General features: G+C 41.8%; 14 protein-coding genes and 1 pseudogene. 6 read left to right on the top strand and 9 right to left on the bottom strand.

Annotation, left to right across the window (positions count from 1 at the left end; translation table 11 throughout):
- Positions 1-95 precede the first annotated feature (95 nt).
- Positions 96-911: an aliphatic sulfonate ABC transporter substrate-binding protein gene (locus tag V7K45_RS31250; RefSeq protein ID WP_335009615.1), complete on the top strand. Its 816-nt coding sequence runs from the start codon at positions 96-98 to the stop codon at positions 909-911.
- Positions 912-1,154: 243 nt separating this feature from the next.
- Here V7K45_RS31250 and V7K45_RS31255 read toward each other — a convergent pair whose 3' ends face one another.
- Positions 1,155-4,211, bottom strand: a complete 3,057-nt coding sequence (locus tag V7K45_RS31255) for a hybrid sensor histidine kinase/response regulator (RefSeq protein ID WP_335009617.1) — start codon at positions 4,209-4,211, stop codon at positions 1,155-1,157.
- Between the two features lie 496 nt (positions 4,212-4,707).
- On the opposite strand from V7K45_RS31255, the gene V7K45_RS31260 reads away from it, so the two are divergent.
- Both V7K45_RS31260 and V7K45_RS31265 read left to right on the top strand, forming a co-directional pair.
- A complete protein-coding gene (locus V7K45_RS31260; protein ID WP_335009619.1) occupies positions 4,708-5,001 on the top strand; it encodes a hypothetical protein in 294 nt (97 codons plus the stop codon).
- A 189-nt stretch (positions 5,002-5,190) separates the two neighbouring features.
- Positions 5,191-7,389, top strand: coding sequence for a CHASE2 domain-containing protein (locus V7K45_RS31265; RefSeq protein WP_335009849.1), 2,199 nt, complete (start codon positions 5,191-5,193; stop codon positions 7,387-7,389).
- 232 nt (positions 7,390-7,621) lie between these two features.
- On the opposite strand, the gene V7K45_RS31270 is transcribed toward V7K45_RS31265, so the two are convergent.
- The 4 genes from V7K45_RS31270 to V7K45_RS31285 all read right to left on the bottom strand — a co-directional run bounded on the left by V7K45_RS31270 (position 7,622) and on the right by V7K45_RS31285 (position 13,498).
- Positions 7,622-8,368, bottom strand: a complete 747-nt coding sequence (locus V7K45_RS31270; RefSeq protein ID WP_335009621.1) for a hypothetical protein — start codon at positions 8,366-8,368, stop codon at positions 7,622-7,624.
- A 770-nt stretch (positions 8,369-9,138) separates the two neighbouring features.
- Positions 9,139-10,122, bottom strand: a complete 984-nt coding sequence (locus V7K45_RS31275) for an RNA polymerase sigma factor, RpoD/SigA family (RefSeq protein WP_335009623.1) — start codon at positions 10,120-10,122, stop codon at positions 9,139-9,141.
- 741 nt (positions 10,123-10,863) lie between these two features.
- Positions 10,864-12,594, bottom strand: coding sequence for an ATP-binding protein (locus tag V7K45_RS31280; RefSeq protein ID WP_335009851.1), 1,731 nt, complete (start codon positions 12,592-12,594; stop codon positions 10,864-10,866).
- Between the two features lie 109 nt (positions 12,595-12,703).
- A complete protein-coding gene (locus tag V7K45_RS31285) occupies positions 12,704-13,498 on the bottom strand; it encodes a glutathione S-transferase family protein (protein WP_335009625.1) in 795 nt (264 codons plus the stop codon).
- A gap of 873 nt (positions 13,499-14,371) precedes the next feature.
- Here V7K45_RS31285 and V7K45_RS31290 point away from each other — a divergent pair.
- A complete protein-coding gene (locus V7K45_RS31290; RefSeq protein ID WP_335009627.1) occupies positions 14,372-15,196 on the top strand; it encodes a fasciclin domain-containing protein in 825 nt (274 codons plus the stop codon).
- 76 nt (positions 15,197-15,272) lie between these two features.
- Here the strand turns inward: V7K45_RS31290 and V7K45_RS31295 are convergent, their stop codons facing one another.
- Together V7K45_RS31295 and hemL are read right to left on the bottom strand one after the other, a co-directional pair.
- The gene (locus V7K45_RS31295) at positions 15,273-16,193 is read right to left on the bottom strand and encodes a polysaccharide deacetylase family protein (RefSeq protein ID WP_335009629.1); all 921 of its coding nucleotides are present in this window, start codon (positions 16,191-16,193) and stop codon (positions 15,273-15,275) included.
- Positions 16,194-17,044: 851 nt separating this feature from the next.
- Positions 17,045-18,343, bottom strand: a complete 1,299-nt coding sequence (gene hemL / locus V7K45_RS31300) for a glutamate-1-semialdehyde 2,1-aminomutase (protein WP_335009631.1) — start codon at positions 18,341-18,343, stop codon at positions 17,045-17,047.
- A gap of 228 nt (positions 18,344-18,571) precedes the next feature.
- Here hemL and hisIE point away from each other — a divergent pair, with 228 nt between their 5' ends.
- Entirely contained in the window at positions 18,572-19,222 is a 651-nt protein-coding gene (gene hisIE / locus V7K45_RS31305) for a bifunctional phosphoribosyl-AMP cyclohydrolase/phosphoribosyl-ATP diphosphatase HisIE (protein WP_335009633.1), read from the top strand.
- 18 nt (positions 19,223-19,240) lie between these two features.
- Here the strand turns inward: hisIE and V7K45_RS31310 are convergent, their stop codons facing one another.
- Entirely contained in the window at positions 19,241-20,500 is a 1,260-nt protein-coding gene (locus V7K45_RS31310; protein ID WP_335009635.1) for an MFS transporter, read from the bottom strand.
- 486 nt (positions 20,501-20,986) lie between these two features.
- Here V7K45_RS31310 and V7K45_RS31315 point away from each other — a divergent pair.
- Positions 20,987-21,178 (top strand): annotated as a pseudogene (locus V7K45_RS31315) (DUF2811 domain-containing protein); the annotation flags it as partial.
- Between the two features lie 667 nt (positions 21,179-21,845).
- Here the strand turns inward: V7K45_RS31315 and V7K45_RS31320 are convergent.
- Positions 21,846-22,565: a response regulator transcription factor gene (locus V7K45_RS31320; RefSeq protein ID WP_094348795.1), complete on the bottom strand. Its 720-nt coding sequence runs from the start codon at positions 22,563-22,565 to the stop codon at positions 21,846-21,848.
- Positions 22,566-22,657 lie beyond the last annotated feature (92 nt).

A 22,657-nucleotide genomic window follows, 5' to 3' on the forward strand; every position in this document is an offset into this window, starting at 1 on the left:
CACGCTCTAGTTTCAGAGGCAGGTCTTTTTCCATAATTGTGATACTCCACCTCCGATGTCACACTTGTCAATACCTCCTGACCTGAATCCTTACGGTGAATTGGGTTGGGCCATTTGCAGCAGGGCCGCAATTGATAAAAGCGTTGAATGAAGGTAAGGTGGATATCGGTAATGTCGGAGAGACACCTCCAATATTTGACCAAGCTGCACGCCCAGGCCTCATCCCTGAAGTTGTCTATCTTACTGGACGCACGCCCACGGATGGTACAAGCCAAGGTATTGTGGTGAAAGCTAATTCTCCCATTAAGAAAGTAGCGGATCTTAAAGGTAAGAAAATTGCTTTTCAGGTAGGGTCGAATGCACAGTATTTACTAGCAAAAGCGTTGCAAGAGGTAGGGTTAAAAATTAGCGATATTCAAATCGTTGCTTCGACTCCAACTGAAGCCCGCGATGCCTTTCTTCAAGGCAAGGCTGACGCCTGGGTGGGTGGCGATCCCCTTTTAGCTGCTGTGGAAAATACTACCCCGATTCGGAATCTGAGAAATGGAAAAGGAATTAACATTATCAACGGGTTTTATATTGGCAGACGTGCATTTGTCACCCAAAATCTGCAATTTGTGCGAGTGGTTTTAGAGGAAGCAGAGAAGGTAGGAGAAGCGCTTGAAAAAAACCCAAGCGATTATGCCAAAATTTTAGTTGATGAACAGAAATTAGATCCAGCAGTTGCACTAAAGGTGGCAAGCCGTCGTACTTATAAATTGAAAAAAATTACACCTGCGCTCATTGGCCTACAGCAGGGCGTTGCTGATTTCTATTTTGATCAAAAAGTTATCTCGCGTAAGATTGATATCAAACAAGGGATTCTTTCTGAGCTACAATATAAAGCAAGCATATCTGATAATATCAAGTAACGGTAAACAGGTAGAAGCAGGTTTATTCAGCTATTAACTTAGCTAGCTATTACACTGTAGCGGAAGTTTGCCTAACTTCAACAAGGGGCTTAACAAGTTGCTAAACTAACTTGTTAAGCCTATTGTCTGGTTAAGTAAAAACCGAACAAAGAACAAGCGATCGCAAATATTCTTACAGATATGATTTAAAACTGACAATTAGTTTTAACTGTATCAAGTAATGGCGAACAGGTAGAGGCAGGTTTATTCAGCGATTAAGTTAGCGATCGCATCTACTAACTCGCTTGGCTCTACTGGTTTGGCTATATGCTTGTTAAATCCAGCTTTTAGAACCTGTTGAGCATTCATTTCTCCAGCATAGGCGGTAAGTGCGATCGCGCGAATTTTTCCTCCCTGCTCTGGTGGCAATGTTCTCAACTGTCGCATGAACATACATCCATCCACTTCTGGCATCCCAATATCGCTTAAAAGTATATCTGGCAAGGATTGGGCTAAAGTAGCTAGGGCTTCATTGGCTGATGTTACTGCTGTCACATTTGCCCCATACTGCTCTAGTAAGAAGACAATAAATTCTCGCGTATCTGTATCATCATCCACTACTAAAATTTTGACATCATTCAAATTTGAAGATGGCTCAGAATTGCTACTGTCTTGTTTAATCTCTAATTGATTTTGGATTAACGGTAGTCTTACAGTGAAAGTTGCCCCCCGATCTTCGCCCTCACTTTCTACTTGGACTGTCCCGCCATGCAGTTCGACTAAGTGACGGACGATCGCTAATCCTAACCCCAATCCACCAAATTTTCTGGTGGTGCTGCTGTTCTCTTGGCGAAAATATTCAAACACGTAAGGCAGAAAATTGGGGTCGATACCTTTCCCTGTATCGCTGACTTGAATCAGTGCTGAGTTATGAGTGCTAGGTGCTGAGTTGGAATTTGATTTAGGACATGATGATAGTCGAATATCAACCCGTCCGCCTTCTGGTGTAAATTTAACCGCATTTGAGAGCAAGTTCCAAACGATTTGCTGCAATCGGTTGGAGTCTCCCAAAACTTGCCCCAAATTTGGTTCTAGACTAATGTGCATCTCAATTGATTTAGCTTCTGCCGATAGCCGCACTGTCTCCATTGCTGCCGAAATCACAGATGTCAGATCGACTGGGTAAATATTCAAGCTGATTTTACCTTGTAAAATTCGGGAGATATCCAGTAAGTCTTCAATCAGTTGAGCCTGTAATTTGGCATTTCGCTCAATAGTCTTCAGCGCTTGAGGAATTGTCTTTTCATCCAGTTTTTTGGTTTGGAGAAGCTTTGACCAACCTAAAATTGGGTTGAGTGGCGATCGCAATTCATGAGAAAGTACTGCCAGAAACTCATCTTTTATCCGGTTGGCATTTTCTGCTGCTCTCCGGGCGGTTTGTTCTGCCTCGTATAGACGGGCACGTTCCATCGCTTGAGCGCACTGCTGTGCTAGTGCCAGCATAAAGGCTCGATCGTCTTGATTAAACTTCTGAATTTCGGTAAAAGCAAGAGACATTCCACCAATAGCTCGTCCTTCGATGAGCAATGGAATCGAAATCCAAGCGCCGTAGTTGGACTGAGCATACTCCTTGGCAAGATTTGAGTAACGAGCAATCCTTGTTTCGGTTGGCTCTTCCCAAATAGGCTGCTTAGTTCTTACTGCTTCTGCCAGTGGCGCGGATGCATTAATCGAGAATCGACGCCATGAATCTACTATCTGTTGCTCGCCAACAGTGCGGATAAGTTCTAATTCAGTGCCGCTTTGAGTCAGTAGTGCGACAAAAACAGAACTAGCTCCCAAAGCTGCCATACCTTGCTCGACAATTACTTCAGCAACCTGTGTCGGAGTTAAAGATTCAGAAAGGGCGGCAGTAATTGCTTGCAGACGGGTAATGCGAGATGCTGCGTGTAAGGCCGCTTGTTGAGATTGCTGTGCTTCTCTGTAGAGTCCGGCATTATCAACAGCGATCGCTGCTCGGCTAGCTAACTCCTCAGCTAACATCAGGCTTTTGGTATCGTAGAAACGACCTGAAGAAGAGACCAAAGTCATTGCTCCCAGCACGCGTCCCCGAAGAATTAACGGTACAATCATCCCAGATGTTGGATTTAATTCTTGCAAGATTTGGAAGTGACTGGCGTTGTGGGTTAACCGTTGGAGCTGTTCCTCAGAAATAAAATGAGTAATTTGTGATTTGCCCGTCCGTATTACCTTCGCAACACCTGCTGTTTGTGCCAAATCAGGCGGATAATTTTGTAACTGTTCTACCAATTCTTGTTTCTCTGGATTAGCATGGGCTGTTGCAACCCGACGGACTAATTGATTGTCACAAATAATATCAACTAAGCACCAATCAGCGATTTCCGGCACTGCTAAACGTGCCAAACCTGCTAGGGTTATTTCGTAGTCCAATGATGCAGCCAAAATCCCACTAGCCTCAGCTAAGAAACGCTGCTCCTCTTCCACCTGTTTGCGCTTAGTAATATCTCGCGAAGACGCTTGCATCTCTAAAATTTCTTGAGTTTGGCGATCGCGAATAGCTCGAATAGTTGCTTCTAACCAGATATAATGCCCGTCTTTGTGACGAGCGCGGTGAGTAACGGTATAAATATCTGGTAAATCGGCATTCACTGGGTAATTCTTGGCAATCTCTGCCAAATCCTCTGTGTGAACTAACTCCTGGCTGTGATGACCGACTAGTTCTTCTGGTTGATACCCCAATACTGTGTAACAAGCTGGTGAAATATATAGAAGAGTTCCATCTACTGTGTGGCGGGAAATAATATCAGTTGAATTCTCAGCCAGCAGCCGAAAACATGCCTCACTCTCGCGCAATTTAGCCTCTGCCTGTTTGCGATCGGTAATATCGACGCACATTCCCACCCATTCGCGGATTTCGCCTGTTTCGTCGAGTATCGGCACACCGCGTATATTCATATAACGGTATTCGCCATCATGCCGTAGAACACGATACTCAGCAACTGCAACACTGCGTGTAGGAAACGCCTGTTGCCAAATTTCCACCATCGATGAACGATCTTCTGGGTGCAGTGCCTCAATCCAACCCCATCCTTTATATTGTTCGGGACTTTGCCCTGTGAACCCCTGCCAAGTTGGAATATCATCAACAACATTGCCCCAAGGAGCTGCCCTCCAGACAATGGATGCGCTGGCTTCTGCCAGTGAACGGTAGCGTGCTTCACTATCGCGCAGCGCAACTTGCTGTTGGCTCAAATATTGCTGCAAATCAGTAACCTCTTGAGCTTTCAGGTTCTCACTCATTTTAAAAGTATTTGGCTAAAAGCGACTCACTGGGTTCTCCCATCTGCTGTAATAGTATATTTTGATTTTTCTCATGCAATATAGCAGATGCTATGGCTCTAACTGCACCCATCTAAGGTTATAGAGGTTGTCAAGAAAAGGCAGGGGATCAGAGGGTAAGAACCCGGATTTCTCACGAATAGTGTAGGCAGAGAGGGAAGAGGAGTGTGGGGAGTGAGGGGAGAAAGATTTCTTCCCCATCCTCCCACCCTTCCCACACCTCCCACACCCCTTGGATTTCTCTCTTGTGAGAAATCCAGGAAGAAGATCGCCTAATAGGGGCGGGACTTGTACCGAAAATCATTTTTTTCCTCTGCCCCTCTGCTCCTCTGCTCCTTTGCCCCTCTGCCCCTCTGCTCCTCTGCTTTCTTGTAAGTTGGTGATTATGTATTACATCTACTATTATGCAAGCTATTTAAGCTAGTAATAGAATTGTTTCAATTCAGGGGATAAGAATATGAAGGTTTGGCTTGCTTGCTTTTTGGTGCTGTTTGCCTTAGCGGAACTGTTTGACTGGTTGCAAGAATTTAATCTGCCATTACCTATCTATATTTTGGGTGGCGCTTTTTTAGCTGTTGCTTCTAACTATGATAAAATTGTTGGTTCCTATTTTGATGATTCAAGCATTGAAGCATCACTTGAACAACCTCAGTTAGATTCACTAACTCCATCTACTAATCCGATTTCTTTCCCAATTAGCAGTTCTGTTGAAGATATTCAAACATCTCAAACATCTCCAACAGATGATTAAGGCTTGTCTGATTCTATGGTTGACGCTGGGCGTAAGCTTGCTTTCAAAGTAGGAATACGTCAAAGCCTCTAACTAACAAGTAAATTGTTACATTAATAGGAGCTTTAGGTTAATTAGCTTTAACCTAGATTCCCAAATTTGACTTCTGCGCCTACAACATCTACCCAATTAGGCTACCGCCTCAACGCCGTGATTAGTGGACTATTAGAAAAACTCCGCGTACCTTTTGTCAAAGTTCAGGATTCCCGTGAAACTTCTAAGAGCAAAAGTTGGCTACAAATTATTTTTGTTACCAGTATAGGAGTCACCGCCTTTATCTGGGGAGTTCGTGAACTCAAATGGTTACAGCCTTGGGAGTTAAGAGTTTACGATCAGATGTTGCGATCGCGTCCATTAGAAGCACCCGATCGGCGGATTTTGCTAGTAAAAATTACTGATAACGATCTCAAACGCGAGAAATGGCCTCTATCAGATCGGACAATCAATCAGCTATTAAAGAAAATAGAGTCTTATCAACCGCGAATTGTTGGTTTATATCTTTTCCGACCGGAAGACAATAATTTGGCGGCTAATTTCCAAAATCAAGATAACATTGTCACTACCTGTTTATTCAGCAGTTTGGGTAGAGATGAAATTCCCCCGCCGCCGAATGTCCCTATAGATAATGTCGGGTTTAGCGATGTGATTGCTGACAATGAAAACGACCAAAGTCTCCGCCGCACTTTATTATTTGCCAACTCTACAGACAAGAAATGTACAACACAATTTGCATTTGGTGCATTAATTGCAATTAATTATCTAGAAAAACAAGGTATTGAATACGATTTCACTAAAAAAGGAGATTTTATATTAGGTAAAATCCTGTTCCGGCGTTTACAACCTAATTCTGGTGGCTACCAACACTTGGATGCACAGGGCTATCAAATATTATTAAATTACCGTCACCCCAACAGCCTCGCCGACCAAGTAACCCTCACAGATGTTCTTAGCGATCGAGTCAACCCCAGTTTATTCAAAGACCGTTTGGTAATTATTGGTACTACAGCGACTAATATCCCTCCAGGTGGCTTTTATACGCCCTACAGCGCTTTACCAGATCAACCAGCTAGAATGCCTGCTCTATTGATTCATGCACAGATAGCAAGTCAATTCATCAGTACAGTGTTAGATGGGCGACCCTTGATTTGGTATTGGCCAAACTGGGTGGAACTTATTTGGATATGGGGCTGGTCGCTATTAGGTGGTGTTTTAGCATTACGGTGGCAAAATCCGCTGCTTTTGCTAGTGGTGGTAGGGATAACTCTATTTGGCTTAGTAGTAATCTGCGTTGCCTTGTTTTTGCAAGCTGGATGGGTGCCGTTAATCCCTCCTGCTCTTGCGTTGGCGATTAGTAGTATTTGTGTCATTACTTATACCAACTACCAAAATCAGCAGCAAACTCAGGTGATTATTCTGCAAGTTGAAAAACAACAAGAAGCGATCGCCCAATTAAATGTACTCTTAGAAGATAAAACAGCAATTCCCGACTCGTCTGTTGACTTTCCTCCCCCAGTTGATTCACCAGAAATAAAATCAGGTGATTTGCTTTTGAGTGGACGCTACAAAATCTCTCAAACTCTCGGTGCAGGTGGATTTGGTCGGACTTATTTAGCACAGGATACTCAACGACCCGGTAATCCTACTTGTGTAGTTAAAAAGTTAATGCCAGCCCGTCAAGATACACGATTTTTGCAAGTCGCTCGCAGGTTGTTTCGTAGTGAAGCTGAAATTTTAGAAATTTTGGGTAAACATCATCAGATTCCTGAACTGCTTGCTTATTTTGAAGATAATCAAGAATTTTATTTAATCCAACAATATATTGAGGGACATACCCTAAGTGAAGAATTACCACCCGTACAAAATGTGCAAAACGAATCATTTGTGATGGAAATGCTCAAACAAGTTTTAGAAGTTCTAGAATTTGTTCATCAACATCGAGTGATTCATCGGGATCTCAAACCGACTAATATTATTAGATGCGCTCAAAATAATCAGCTAGTATTGATTGACTTTGGTGCTGTCAAATTAATGCAACCGCCGAGTAGCGAGCAAACAGAATTAGCCACAGTAGCCATCGGGACGCGGGGTTATGCACCTCCAGAACAATTTGCCGGTCATCCCCGTTTATGCAGTGACATTTATGCTTTAGGAATGATTGCTATTCAAGCCATAACTGGAACACCACCGCAAGAACTCCATCCAGATCCAGAAACGGGGAATGTGATGTGGCGGCAAACAGTGCAAGTGAGTGAAGAATTAGCGGCAATTTTAGATAAAATGGTTTGCTATCATTTTAGCGATCGCTATCAATCAGCCACCGCAGTTTTACAAGATTTGAAACGGATGTAGCTCTGGCAATTCTAAATCGTGGCTACACATTAGACTTCTTGGCATGTGTCGGGAAAAGGGAAAGGGTAAAGGTTTTGTATTGTCCCTTTCCTTAACCTTTACCCTTTTCCCCAAGAATGCAAAAAGCACTTTTGCAAGAGGTCTATTACTTTCGTCCGCTCATACAAAAAATTAATGGTTTGCAATTCGCAGATACAGGTTTTATCTGTAATATCAAAAGTTTCTACTTGTATTAATTATTCATGCTATTCATTTTTGTCCCATATTGACCTTGTTTTTCTATAATCTGAGTCAAGATTTTGTGGCAATGACAGTCACTTCCACATTGATTTAATATGTCTTGTGGAGCAATGTTGCTAGAACCTAAAGCCAGAGAGATTTTTCCAGTACAAGTAAGCTTAAAATAGTCTCTTAAATTGCCTTGAGGAGGCAATTCGTTAATTTGATAATTTGTTAAAGATTCAATAAAGCCTAATACTCTTAAATGTCTCAATCGTTGCTCACAGGATTGTTCTTTTTTGTATGGAAACTGTCTTTGATCTTTTTCAGCATTAAATAAGTTTTCCAGAGTTGTTCGCTCTCCATCGTCTAACAGAGAGTCAAAAAACTTTCTCTGGTTTTCATCATCTTCTATTAAAGTTCCTAATAAGGCTAAAGCTTTTGATTCCTTTTGATTAGCCTCTATATTAGCTTTAATTTTACTATGTACTAGGTTAAGTTCTACTCCATTGCTACCAAATTGAAATTTTTCTATTCTTTCAAGAACTGAAGAGTTTAACAATAATATAATTGTTAAAAGTCCTACTTCTGTTGTCTCTAATCTCCTGCTTTTATCAACTCCTTTAAATGGAATAAAAATTAAGTAACCTAAAACCACAATACTTACGATCATCCTAGAGGCTAATGCCCATTTTTTAGCTAAGTTTCTGAGGTCGGGCTGAAAAGAATTTTTAATGTCTTCAACTATTTTCTGACTCATGCTACGTTTTAGATGAATATAATTAACTTTTCTTTGAGAGAAAGTAATTGCTGATAAGTAGGTTTAAAAAATAAATAGCTATTTACATCGAAAAATGACATAGCTTATACCATTTTGGATTTTAGACTTCGACTACGCTCAGTCGAACGATTTTAGATTTTGGATTGTGAAACATCCATTGGATAAGTGTTTCAGTTTTCCATCTGTCGCAATCATTTTTCAAATTGGTATTATTACCCTGTTATTATCTCTGGAATATTTGAAGATATTTACCTCAAATTATTGCAGAACTGATAACAGTTTACTTTTCATGCTATCTGAAAAACCTCTCTATAAATCTCTCTCTTCAAAGGAGAGAGACTTTGAATTTTTCCCCTTTCCGCATCGGGAAGGGAGTTAGGTTTTTCCAGATGACCTAAACCACAATGAGCAAGAAACTAACACCTATGTCTACATCCTGAATCTATAGTTTTTCGGAAACCTTCCCAGATTTCTGATTAACTGCCCAGTTAAAAATATTCGTAGGTTGGGTTGAGCGTAAACGTTACTCAACAAACCCCGCCAAATGTTGAGTTACTCTTCCCTTCGGGACGGTACGCGTAGCTTGCTTCCACGAAGTGGTACGGGAAGCAAGCTACATTCCTCAAACACGCATAGCGAATACCTGATTAACTGCGTTTCCTGATTTTCAGCAAAAAAAATCGCCCCCTGAATTCAGGAGGCGCATCACCAAGGTGGTGTAGAGACGCGAAACTTCGCGTCTCTTGTTTTTAGCTAGCAACGTACTCTTTGACATTGGCACGACGGCGACGCAGATGAGCCAAAGCTTGATGCTCTAACTGACGAACGCGTTCGCGGCTGAGATTCAATCTCTCACCCACTTTCGCCAATGACATTTCATTACCATCTTCTAAACCAAAGCGTAAAGCTACAACTTCTCGCTGTTGCGGGGTTAGTTCTGCTAGCAGGTTGTTCAAGTCTTGGCGTAAGAATTCCTGGTTGGTGTAATACTCTGGTGATGGGCCATCATCTTCGAGCATTTCTTGCAACTCAGTATCCTGGTTCTCGCCAACTCGCACATCCAAAGAAACTGGTTGACGAGCCATATTCAAGTACTCGCGAATCTGAGCAGGTTCTAGTTCCAGTGCTTTGGCAATTTCGGCTGGAGTCGGCGATCGCCCCAAGCTTTGAGCTAACTCGCGCTGCACTTTTTTGATTTTGTTCAGCTTCTCGGTAATGTGAATCGGTAAGCGAATAGTCCGACCTTGTTGAGCGATCGCCCGAGTAATTGCTTGGCGAATCCACCAGTAAGCGTAAGTCGAAAACTTATAACCCCTCATTGGGTCAAATTTCTCCACACCCCGCTCTAATCCTAGTGTTCCTTCCTGGATTAAATCCAGAAACTCCATATTTCGCTTTTGATACTTTTTAGCAATAGCAACAACCAAGCGCAAATTCGCTTCGATCATTTTTTGCTTTGCCCGCTTACCTTGCGCCACTGTTTGTTGCACATCGGTTTCCGATTGTTTAACGTGCTCGGCCCACTCTGAAATATCCGGTTCGCGTTGCAACTTCTTCGCCAAAGCTTCCTTGGCCTCGATCAGCGTCATCATTTGTTGCACTTGCTTCCCAAAGACAATTTCTTGTTCGCGGGTTAACAGTGGTACACGACCAATTTCTCGCAGATAGGTTCGCACCATATCAGCCGTGAATTTGGTGTTGAGGTTTTCCGTTTGGGTATTGACAGTAGGCATTGGTGCGATGTCCTCTACTTCGTAAAGATAATGTATGTTTTATTACTAAAATGGATGGGGAAAAGTAGTACATCTATCATGAAATATCGGGAGCTACCAAAAGAAATTAATTAATTGATACAGCCGTTCTGAAAACGGTAAGCCCCCAATTCTAGGTTCCTCTACCTTCCCTAAATTTTCAATCTTTTATAAGCACGCTGGTTATTTTTGAGAATTATTCTCTTGGACAGTTACTAACACCGAGTGGTAAATCCGAAGTCGGTATGAGTTCTACTTAACTTATAATACGATAAATCAGGCAAATAGTAAACTATCTTAAGATAAAACCTATTATTATAATTCAAAAGCAGCCGTTATAGAAAAAAAATTTAAATTTCCTTGAAATTACTGACTATATCTATAGTGACGCCAAAAACCCCTCTTCTGTTGCCAAAAACTAGCCGGATAACCGAACTTAATTTGCTGTGACAATGGAGGGATGTCACGAATTAGTCATTGGTCATTGGTCACTTGTACTGAGTTTCGACACAACGACTGCGCTCAGTGCATCGCTGCGCGGTAATCAAGCGACTTGTACTGAGCGTAGTCGAAGTAAGTCGAGATTCAACTACCGCGTAGTCATTAGCGGAGCGTCTCCAAGAGTTGTATTAGTCATTTGCAAAGGACATAGACGCACCAGCGGCTACTCTACGAGAACGCCAAAGGCGAACTTGCAGGGTAGGACAACTGACAAATGACAATCTAAAATCCAAGGTCAGCTTTAGCTAGTTCCGCAGCGGCGAATACTTCTGCGTCAGGTTTTTCTTCCCAAGCTGGCTCACCAATTTCTGCGTAAAAAGTTGCGTCGTAAGGACGGGTACGTACTACTACAGGCATGGGAACGGCGTGACCCAAAATTAAAGCTTGTTGCTTCGAGTCTAGCTTTGCCAATACCGATCGCAGTCCGCTACCACCAGATACACCTGTAAAAATCGCGTCTATATCTTTTTCATCATTCAGCAAAGCGGTAATGCGAGTCCCAATTTGGGACATGACTTCATTATCTATGCCTGATGGACGTTGATCGACTACCAAAAGTGTGACAAAATATTTCCGGAGTTCGCGGGCAATAGTCCCAAAGATAGTACTTTGGACGATAGCCGGGTCTAGGAAACGGTGCGCCTCTTCAATGGTAATCATTAATGGCGTGGGGCGATCGCTAGGGTTTTTGCTTTGCAGGAATTTATCTGCTTTCTTGACGTAATGCTCGTGAATACGTCGGGTGATCATATTCGTCACCAACATATAAGAGAGCATATTAGACTGGGAACCAAATTCTATCACAACATTCTTCCCAGCTTCCAGACATTGCACAATTTTACTAATGTAATTTTGGGGGCAAACTGCTCGCATATACTTCAAGCTATCCATCCGCAAAAGTTTGCGCTGCAATGCCATAATCGAGCCTTTGTGTCCGCGCTTCTCCTCGCAGAACATCTCGATTTCTTCGTTAGTCATATTCAGCAACTGGACAATCCAAGACTTGCCAAACTCGCTATACAGAATATTGGCGTTATCTAAAGCTGCGTCAGAGAGTCCTAAATCTCGGCTACATAACTTAATATCTTCAACTTCTATTTGCTCATAACTCAAATAAAGTTCTTGAGCATCACGCACACCCCGACGCTTTGTCGATTCTGGATCGAGGGTGTAAACTTCCACTTTACTAGGAAAAAGTTGCTTTAAACCTTTAACCGTATTAACGTTCTTACCTTCTGCAACGGCTTCCCAGCCATACTCAGAGTGCATATCAAAAATCAAGTTTACTGCCGCATTTTTACGGATAACGCCAGCTAAAAGTAGCCGAGTTAGAAAGGATTTCCCAGTACCAGATTTCCCAAAGACCCCATTACTCCGTTCTACAAAGCGATTCAAATCGATACAAACGGGTACATCCATATCCAAAGGTTTGCCAATGGAAAAGTTGCGCCTTTGGGGGTCATCTTCCCAACCAAATACCCGGCGAAAATCGTCAACACTTGCTTCGTAAACTTGACTAAAGTGGCTAGGAATTGTTTTCACTGGCAACAATTCTATCGTCGTGCTGGTTTGTGGGATAAATGAAGCTAAACCCGTCACCGATGGGAGGAAAGGATTGGCCGATTTGCCATTTGTTGGGGAGAAAGATTCTTCAGTTTCGGGAGTGAACATCAACATCGGCGCGAGGTTGATAGTACCATAAGTACCACTTCCGGCTAAGACATCTCGTAAAAAAGTGTCTTCCCAATTGGGGGGATTAGCAATAATTCGGGCATTAGCAGCTCCCAATGCTACATCTGTCAGCATACAAAAAAAACGCGATCGCATCCCTTGTACAACAAGAAATTTACCCACCCGCATATCTTCTACAGAAATGTCAGGATGCAATCGGACTTCTAAACCTTCAGTTAGAGAACCTTGAATGACCGAACCTAATGGCTGTGCCGAATTCATCTGATTAGTCATTTGTCATTTGTCATTTGTCATGGTCATTGGTCATTGGTCATTGGTCATTTGTTTTTCTTCTCCATCTCCTATGCCCAATTCCCCATGTCCAAATTATCTAATCAATCTGAATCGAGGTTGGCGCACTTCCCGTTGATGGAGTGGTACTAATTAACGGTTTGCGGAATTGGGCATAAAGGCGATCGCGCCAGGTGAAGAATGGTTCATAATCTATATTCTCGGCAAAGATTGGCAATCCTTTACCTCTGATAGAAGCTGGTAAATCTAGATAGGGGCCACGGGGGAACTTGAGTAATATCGATAAGCCAGCCACCGCTAAGTCAGCCAAAGTTGGCTCATCTCCTGTTAAATAAGGACTATCTGCCAATAATAACGTTAAGGCTTCCAAGTCTTGTTTTAAAGATGCGATCGCTGACTGTATCACATCTGGGCTGTAACCTACGCCAAAACCCAATACTGACAGTAAGTCGCTAGGTACTCCTTGAACCAGACTTTTAAATATATCTGGTGTTGAGGTGGGTAATAAAGACTTACGGAAATTTTGATCTTGACTTACGGCTGCAAATAGTGCTTTGCGACCTTTGATGCCTATGGACTCATCAGCCCATTCTTCTATTAATAAAGTTAAACCCCGTTGTTTAGGATCTTGCGGTATTATGGGGCGATCGGGATACTCTAAGTCTAAATACTTAGCTATTTCCGTAGAATCCGCAATATATTTATTACGATCTTTTAGTACAGGCACTTGTCTTTGACCAGTCAGCCGGAACAGTTCCACTTGTCCAATCCCAGGCGTGACCTCTATTTTACGGTAATCTAGTCCTTTAAAATCTAGAATTAGGCGCACTTTCTCTGAGTATTGAGAGAGTTCCCATTGGTATAATTCCAGCATGTGTTCTATCTCTTGTAACTGGTCAACTTATTAACTTTACAATTGTATCTTTAGTTTAAGTAATTTTTATTGGTTTTAGTTGGTTAGCTGTCTATTTAATTGACATTAAGGTTTAATCGATGCCTGATTTTTGGCGAAATTATCAATTTAAAAAAATATTGTTTTCTGATTGATTAAAATATCAAATAACTAAGTAATTTAATTCAGCATATATAGGACTCGTATTTGATTTTTGAAAAAAACTCAGTACAATTTTATTCCTTCTTCCCTGTTCCTGCGCTGCACTGAGCTTGTCGAAGTGTCCCCTCCCTACGCAAAGGATTTCTCCTAATCAAAGCAGATTCCTATATATAAATAGACATAACCCCTCATTCGTGGGTCTTCAACAGTTACTGCAATTTTTGTCAGCGTTAGCCTAAGTTAAAAGATTTCGGTAATTAATTTCTGTGCTTTTGCTGAATAATCAATGGTTAATTCTGAAATATAGCTTTCTTCTCTATGTAATTCAAGATTTATGAATCAACTATTAATTTACGTACACTTTTGTATATAAATTGTCTTTTAAGTATAATCTTTCTCGAAGCTCATCGTAACTCATAACTTGTAGGGGTGAGATTTTCACACTTTCTGAGAATTTACTTTACACCGAGTGGAATTTTTTTATTTTGGCGCGATCGAGAAAATTTGCTCAATTTACATGAAATATATGGTAGATATATTTCATACCTATCAGCGTGAATCGAGGTTAAATATTTTACCTCACTAGCACAAACTCTTCTAGAGAAAAATCTTACTTCCCTCTTGAGTTAGATTTTGTGCATAGCAAAATGTTATAAATCTTTATGTAATGTGTGGACAAAAAAAACAAAATTTATGAAGACAAATTACAGCAAATTTCTGACCACGTTGGCAGGCATAGCAGGATTTACTAGTTTCAGCGTCCTCATTACTTTACCATCTGATGCGAAAGAGGTACTAAATCCTAACCCCAGTATTTTCAACGAAGCTCCTTATAACCAAGGTCAACGCCTTCAAGCAAACACTCAATACGCACCTACTGAAGCCGTTTCCCAAATCGAAAAGGGCAATACCAAACGCAAACCAGTAGCACAGAAAAGTGGTGGAACTGTAAATCCCAGACCAAGTATTTTCAACGAGCCTCCTTATAACCGTGGTGGTGGTAGTGTTACCCCTAGTGAACCTACACCCATCACCCCAAGTACTCAACCCACTGAGACACCGACCACAACTCCACCAAAACCAGGGGCAAGTAGCAATCAAGGCAAAAACTTGTTAGCCTTGGCAGAGTCAAACGCTTCCTTTACCACGTTGACTAAGGCTTTGAAAGCAGCAGGATTAAGCGCAACTTTGCAAGGCAAAGATAACTTAACTATTTTTGCACCCACAGATGCAGCTTTTGCTAAGTTACCAGCAGATGCTTTGCAAGAATTATTAAAGCCAGATAACAAAGAAGTATTGCTCAAGATTTTAACTTACCATGTTGTGGCTGGTAAGGTATTGTCTACTGATTTAAAATCTGGCGAAGTTAAAAGCCTCGAAGGTGGCGCAATTAACGTTAAAGTCGATCCTGCTACCGGGGTAACTGTCAATGATGCTAAAGTGACACAAGCAGATATCACAGGTAGCAACGGCGTAATCCACGCAATCGATCAGGTGATTTTACCTCCTGACTTGTAGTTGTAAGGTATCAGCACAACTGGCAACATAACTAAATTGGCATAAAGTATTAATACGTTAAAATTCCGTTCAGATGTTAGTTTTGGACGGTTTTTTTGTTTGCAGTTAGCTTTTTATCTTTATCTTGCATTTCTAAAAGTTCAGGAATAGTAACAAACCTATAACCCTGTTTCCGAAAGTTGGCAATAATTTCTGGTAAAGCTTGCACAGTTTTAGAGCGATTACCACCACCATCATGCATTAGCACAATTCCACCTGGCTTGGCCCTCCTAAACACATTATTAATTAATTTTGGTACAGCCGGACGTGAGTAGTCTACAGAGTCAGATGACCAGAGAATGATGGCATATTTGCTATTTCTAGCGTAACTAGCCACCCCATTGTGCATGATTCCCCCTGGTGGTCGAAATAAATTTGTTTTAATCCCTGTCACTTGATAAATCAAGTCTGCTGTGTGGTCAATTTCATAGGCCGCTGCTTGTGGATTCAAGAATTGATACCAATGATGCCAAGTGTGATTACCAATTACGTGACCCTCAGCAATCTCCCGTTTGACTAAGCCTGGATAATTCTTTACGTTTTGCCCAATGAGAAAAAATGTCCCTTTAATTTGATTTTTTTTGAGAATATCTAGCACTTGCCCGGTACTTTCAGGCCATGGCCCATCATCAAAGGTGAGCGCAATTACTTTCTGTTCGGGAGTCAATTTTGCCGCATCAACTATTGCTCCTTGAAAACGTAGTGGCACAGTATATGAAAAACCTTTTATTTGTACTTGTTGCTGCCAACTTCTAAGCATCGTCGCTTTGAGTTCTTCAATCTGCTGCTGAATTCCAACTTTGCTTGGTTGATTGTTTACATTTATATTCTCTGTACTTTGAGCATTAGAGGAGCTTGACTTAATAAGCATCATCGTGCTGACACTCACACTCCCACTCAAGACAAGCAACGTAACTAATATTTTTTGCAGACCAAAAAATGACTTATTGTCGTCCACTTCATAGCTCCTCAAGGTTGAACCATCTTTTTTTCACAATACTTATGGCAGCTTTTTCTACTCTGTAAGCCTTGCCATACAAGCTACAGTTATGACTGTTATATTTTTTAAAGTTAGCTCCAACCCTGACTCTAAAAAAATACTTTATACCATTTTGGATTTTAGACTTCGACTACGCTCAGTCGAACGATTTTAGATTTTGGATTGTGAAACATTCATTGGATAAGTGTTTCAGTTTCCCATCTGTCGCAATCATTTTTCAAATTGGTATTACCCGATGGATAATTTAATATCTATAAGCACAACCCTCACTATAAAGGTGAGAACCTGCTTACGCATTAATTTTTGTAATCTATAGGGTATGAGTGAATTTCGAGAACTGTAAAAGGCAAGTAAAATAATTAATTTGTAATTAAGTTAAGTTTTGCAACGGAGAGCCAGACAAGAGCTACAAAACTTGACACTTCTTAGTTGCGAGGGACTTAACCCCCTAATAATTTATTAATCCTGCCTCATTAACTATGAATCTTAATGTAGGCTAAATATTGCATATTCTATTGACGAAGCCATTGCGAAATGATGACGAAGATGTGACCTTTCTTGAGTAATAACGGTAGAGAGCAAATCTGTTAAAAAATTTCTTCTATCCCCAGCAGCGTCAGAGGATTGAACACTATTAACTGCTGGAAATTCTGTAAATAATGCTTTTCAAGTGAGTCCGAAAATTCCGCATGCTTGTTTCTGTCTGAAAAAAGGGACTTCCTATAAATCATCCATTTTGTGGGGCAAGATGCCCACCCCACAAGAGTTAACAGGATACTTTTATTTGGAAATCCCTTATCCTTAAAAGGTTACAGACTAGACATTACATCCCGTGCAACAGTTAAAGTCTGCTCAATGTCTTCTTCTGTGTGAGCAAAAGATGTAAACCCAGCTTCAAATTGAGAGGGTGCTAAGTAAACACCGCGCTCTAACATCCCGCGATGGAAGCGTCCGAATTTGGCTGTATCAGACTTTTTCGCATCTTCGTAGTTATGAACTGGGCCGGCGGTAAAGAATAAGCCGAACATGGCGCTGATTTGACCCCCGCAAGCTGCATGACCAGTTTCTTTGGCAATTTGCAGCAAACCATCTGCTAGCTTTTTAGTAATCCGCTCAAGAGACTCGTAAGTACCTGGCTTTTGCAGCAATTCTAAAGTTTTAATACCAGCAGTCATCGCCAAGGGATTACCAGAAAGAGTCCCAGCTTGATATACGGGGCCGGCGGGCGCAACCATTGACATAATATCTCGACGACCACCATAAGCCCCTACTGGCAAACCACCACCAATCACCTTACCCAAAGTTGTTAAATCGGGAGTGACGCCAAATTTTTCTTGAGCGCCACCGTAAGCAATGCGGAAGCCTGTCATCACTTCGTCAAATACCAACAACGCTCCATACTCGTAAGTGAGTTCCCGTAACCCTTCTAGGAAGCCAGCATCAGGGGCGATAAATCCAGCATTGCCGACGACTGGCTCAAGAATGACGCCGGCAATCTCGTCGCGGTTTTCTTCAAATAAAGCTTTGACTGCTTCTAGGTCATTGAAAGGTGCGGTTAGAGTAGTGCTAGTTGCTGCTTTAGTTACTCCTGGTGAGTCTGGTAAGCCAAGTGTGGCAACACCAGAACCCGCCTTTACTAGAAACGCATCGGCGTGTCCGTGGTAGCAACCTTCAAATTTGATGATTTTCTCCCGGTTGGTGAAAGCCCGCATCAGCCGCAAAACTCCCATACAGGCTTCAGTTCCAGAGTTGACAAATCTGACCATTTCAATGCTAGGAACGGCATCAATGACCATTTCTGCCAAAACATTTTCTAGGACTGAGGGAGCGCCGAAACTGGTGCCTTTTTCTAAAGCTTCATGCAACGCTGCAATTACTTCTGGATGAGCATGACCACAAATAGCTGGGCCCCAAGTGCCTACATAGTCTATGTATTTATTGCCATCTACATCCCAAATATACGCGCCTTTGACACGATCAAAAACGATGGGTTGTCCACCCACAGATTTAAAGGCACGAACTGGAGAACTGACTCCTCCGGGCATGAGATTTTGAGCAGCGGCGAAGACTTCTTGTGATTTTGTTGTTTTAATTGTGGTATTTACCAAAGTTCTCTCCTAACAGTGGGCAATAAAACGCTCTATCTTAGAATAGGGTCAAACACTGCTTAGAATTTCTATCCTATAAAATTAGCGGAACCAAAAAAATAACATTATGTTATGCAAGTCCAATGAAGGCTTGACTTTAGATATTTAATTCAAAAAATATATCGGCTGCCCTATTTTGAATGGTATCGTGAATCCATAAATTATTCTCATTAGAGCAAACTAGCTGGTATGTCTTCTAACGATTCGCGATCGCTGCATTACACCATCCCGGTTGAGAAAATTCGCTACGATGAACGGGGTCTGGTGCCTGCAATTGTCCAAGACTATCTAGATGGTACTGTCCTGATGATGGCGTGGATGAATCAGGAGTCGTTACAAAAAACTTTAGAAACTGAAGAAACTTGGTTTTGGAGCCGTTCTCGGCAAGAATTGTGGCACAAGGGGGCGACTTCTGGGCATATTCAAAAAGTGCAGAGTATCCGTTATGACTGCGATAGTGATGCGCTGCTTATCGGGGTAGAGCAATTAGGAGATGTTGCTTGCCATACTGGAGAGCGCAGTTGTTTTCACCAAATAGAAGGAAAAATTGCCTCTCCTCCAGGTGATACATTGTCGCAATTGTTTCAAATAATATGCGATCGCCGTGATAATCCTACTGAAAGTTCTTACACTTGTAAACTATTCGCAGGTGGCGATAACAAAATTTTAAAAAAGATTGGTGAGGAAACCGCCGAGGTGGTAATGGCTTTTAAGGATGATGAAGCAGATGCGATCGCAGGTGAAGTGGCTGATTTGCTATATCATACTTTGGTTGCCTTAGCTCACCATCAAGTTGATTTAAAATCGGTATATCGCAAGTTGCAAGAACGTCGGCAATAGAGTAAAAAACAGATCGCTTTAATCAGCCAAAATTCGATTCAGGTATTGTAAAATTGCCACAGCGATCGCTACGCTCAAGATGAAGCCTAGCCAGTAAGTATTGGTAATAATTTGTGGTCGATCTAATGCCCATCCACCCAAGGGATGACCAATAAAAGAGCCAACAGCCCAACACAAAGCGTTGATGGAGAAATAAACGCCGCGTTGATTTTCTGGGGCTAACTCTGTCACTAAAGAGGCCGCAGATGGGGTATAAGAAACAATCGCTACAGCAAATACTCCCAATGCTAATGTTACCCAAAGCAGATGATGAGATGAGACTGTCCCGCTAACCCAAATTAGGCCGAAACCAATTGCCCAGAAAATGGCAGAAACAGTAAGCGCCAGTGTGTGAGAGCAGCGTTTTAAAATGCTGGTGACAGGCAACTGACAAATAATTGCGAACACCAGATGCCAAGCAAATAGTCCGCTAATGGTAGTTTCAGTAAATCCATTGGCAGTACTTTTGACAAGGACAAAGTTTTTGAAGTAAAGCGGTAGGGTGCTGTGGATTTGAGAAATATAGATTGTAAAGAATATATTAACTGCTATGTAGACCAGGAAACGCCAATCTTTTAATACTGCTATCCAAGCAGCAAAAAGTTCTATTTTTTCAGATTCCTCTATTTGCTGTTGTTCCGTTTCATTAATCCCTACATAGACAACTCCAAAAAATGCCATAAAAGATATGGCATCAATCACAAATAGCCATCGATAATTCCCAATTATCGCGATCAAAAACCCAGCCAGCACAATTCCGATCGCTAACCCCAGATTATCAGCTAGTCTGGCGATCGCAAAAGTTTCCCGGCGATTGTCAATTTGGCTAGCGTCAGCAACCACAGCTTCAGCCGCAGGCCAATAGAAACCTATCCCTAAACCGCTAATCAAGCTACCGATTACCAAAGAAGTGAAATTATCGGTTGCAGCTAAAACTAGAGAAGCAATTGCTGAAATCGCCGTCGCTAGCAACAAAGTGCGGCGGCGTCCCCAATATTCAGAATCAGCCAAAGAACCACCCGCAATCCGCCCTGCGATGCCGGAAATCGAGGCGCTACCCAAGGCTACCCCAACACTGGTTGCAGATAAACCAAGTTGATTGACAAAAAAGATGGGGGCGTAAAACAAGGTAAAGCCGGTACCAACTTCTGAGAGAAATCTACCAATTGCGAAAATCCAGACCTGGGGATGTATCGAGGGCAACCACGATGATAAATGAGATTGAGAAGCTAATTTCATGAGTTTAAATGTCATAGTTTGATGACATTTTTGTAATTCTTATCATTGGTTACTATTTTCCTCACTCATTCCACAGGGTTTCCACAGGGATTTTAGCAGTTTTCCACAGGTGCTATACGAGCTAATAGGCTTCTTGCTGTCTTACTGGGGATTGTTGATTACAAGTAGCAAAGAAGTTTAAGGACTGAGTTTTTGTGAAGTAAAGTAACAAAAAAATGCCTTAAATGCTTATTCTGTCGTTCGCATTTATTTTTTATACCATCATTTTTAACATTTCGCAGCATTGACAAACCCACCCCCTCTTGGCGCACAATGATGCGGCTTGCTTTTATAATCCTGTTCAACCACTGCTATCAAATTTGTAAAATATATTACTATTAGATGTAAGTGCAGATTGTCGGGATAGCGAAAGAGCGTGTAAAGCCCTAAACACCTTTACCGCAAGCAACTTGTCCCTCTTGATTATCCTCATAGGAGGAAAATCTCATGAAATCAACGGTTAGCATCTTTACAGAAATTCCTGAAACACTCCACGAATCATTAAAAAACTACTTAGAAACCCATCCCGATTGGGATGAAAACAGAGTATTGACGGCGGCACTATCATTGTTTTTACTCCAAAATGGAGATAGCGATCGCCGTGCTGCACGAGTCTATCTGGAAACTTTGTTCCACCACTCCTCAGTAGAAATGCCCTGTACCGACTCACCAGCAACAGCTAATTTACTAGACACCCCATAGGTACTGGTATGAAGGGCGTTATTCCCCTATTAATGGGGCACGGCATACCGTGCCCCATTAACGGGATCTTAAGCTAATAGCGATCGGCAATATTACAATAAAAAAGATCGGTAGATTCCGATCCATAAAAAAGTTCTAATAGTTTCTCTTAATTATTGCCAAAACTAGTTGGTAATAGGGCGGACTTTACCTTTGTTCTCAGTCTCAGACTGGGAATACCTATTTTGAGGCTATCGCCTCCCTGACTTACAGCAGCCCAATGAGCAGCATTTCCAGACATAGGCTAGAAATGGGGTTTCAAAAGGACTTTAGCTTAAGTTGGCTACCAATGCACAGCTATTTACCTTATGAACTCTAATCTCAGCACCGTTATATCTACCAAAACGGTAACATACCAAGAATTTTTTTCCAGTGGACTCTCTCCCCTGTCCACTATCTTAAATAGATAGATAAATAAATATCTCAAATCACTGTTTGGCGTGTATTTGAGGAATATCTACTTATTTTGATTATCTAAATTTGTCTGTTACTAAAGTTAAGAAAATTCACCAACCACTACCCCAATAGTCAACAGTCAAGAGTTAAAAAACTCTAGACTATAAACTTAGGACTTGGCTTCCAAATGCTGGGGATGAGCAGGAGATTCAAATTTATAGCCTACGCCACGTACAGTTTGAATTAATGCTGGCTGACTAGCATCAATTTCAATCTTCTTGCGAATTTGGCCGATATGAACATCTACAACCCGCTGGTCGCCGACATATTCATAATCCCACACCTCTTGGATTAGCTCCGCCCGGCGCCAAACTCGACCTGGATGACTAGCTAAAAAATGCAACAAGTCAAATTCCAGAGCAGTTAAAGGTACTGCTTGGTTATTAAGTGCTACCTCCCGTCGCACTGGATCGATCATAAGTTTTTCAAATACCAAGCGTTTCTGCTCGGCCGTAGTTATCACTCGCTGACGCCTCAAAATAGCTCCAACTCTGACTTCTAGCTCTCCTAGTCCAAAAGGCTTGGTGAGATAGTCGTCAGCACCTTTAGCAAAGCCGCGAATTTTATCAGCTTCGTCAGCACGGCTAGTCAACATCAAAACAAAAACACCATTACGACTTTGCATCTCTTGGCAGAGGTTAAACCCTGTGACATCTGGTAAATTCACATCTAGAATCACCAAATCAGGGTTAAATTGCTCAAATAGATTTAAGGCTGTCTTTCCGTCTTCGGCAGCCTCCACCTGATAGTTCTGTTTAATCAAAAAGCGTTGGATTAAATTCCGAACCGCAGGGTCGTCGTCAACTACAAGAATCTTGGCGGGAGCCATGACCATTACTTTGCACAAAAATTCGTAAGATTAACAAGAGAGTTGCGTAAAAACGCAGTTGCCACTTTAGGACTAACTAAGAATCTACATGG

Origin of the sequence: Nostoc sp., assembly GCF_036917375.1 — a bacterium.
Taxonomy (GTDB): Bacteria; Cyanobacteriota; Cyanobacteriia; order Cyanobacteriales; family Nostocaceae; genus Nostoc.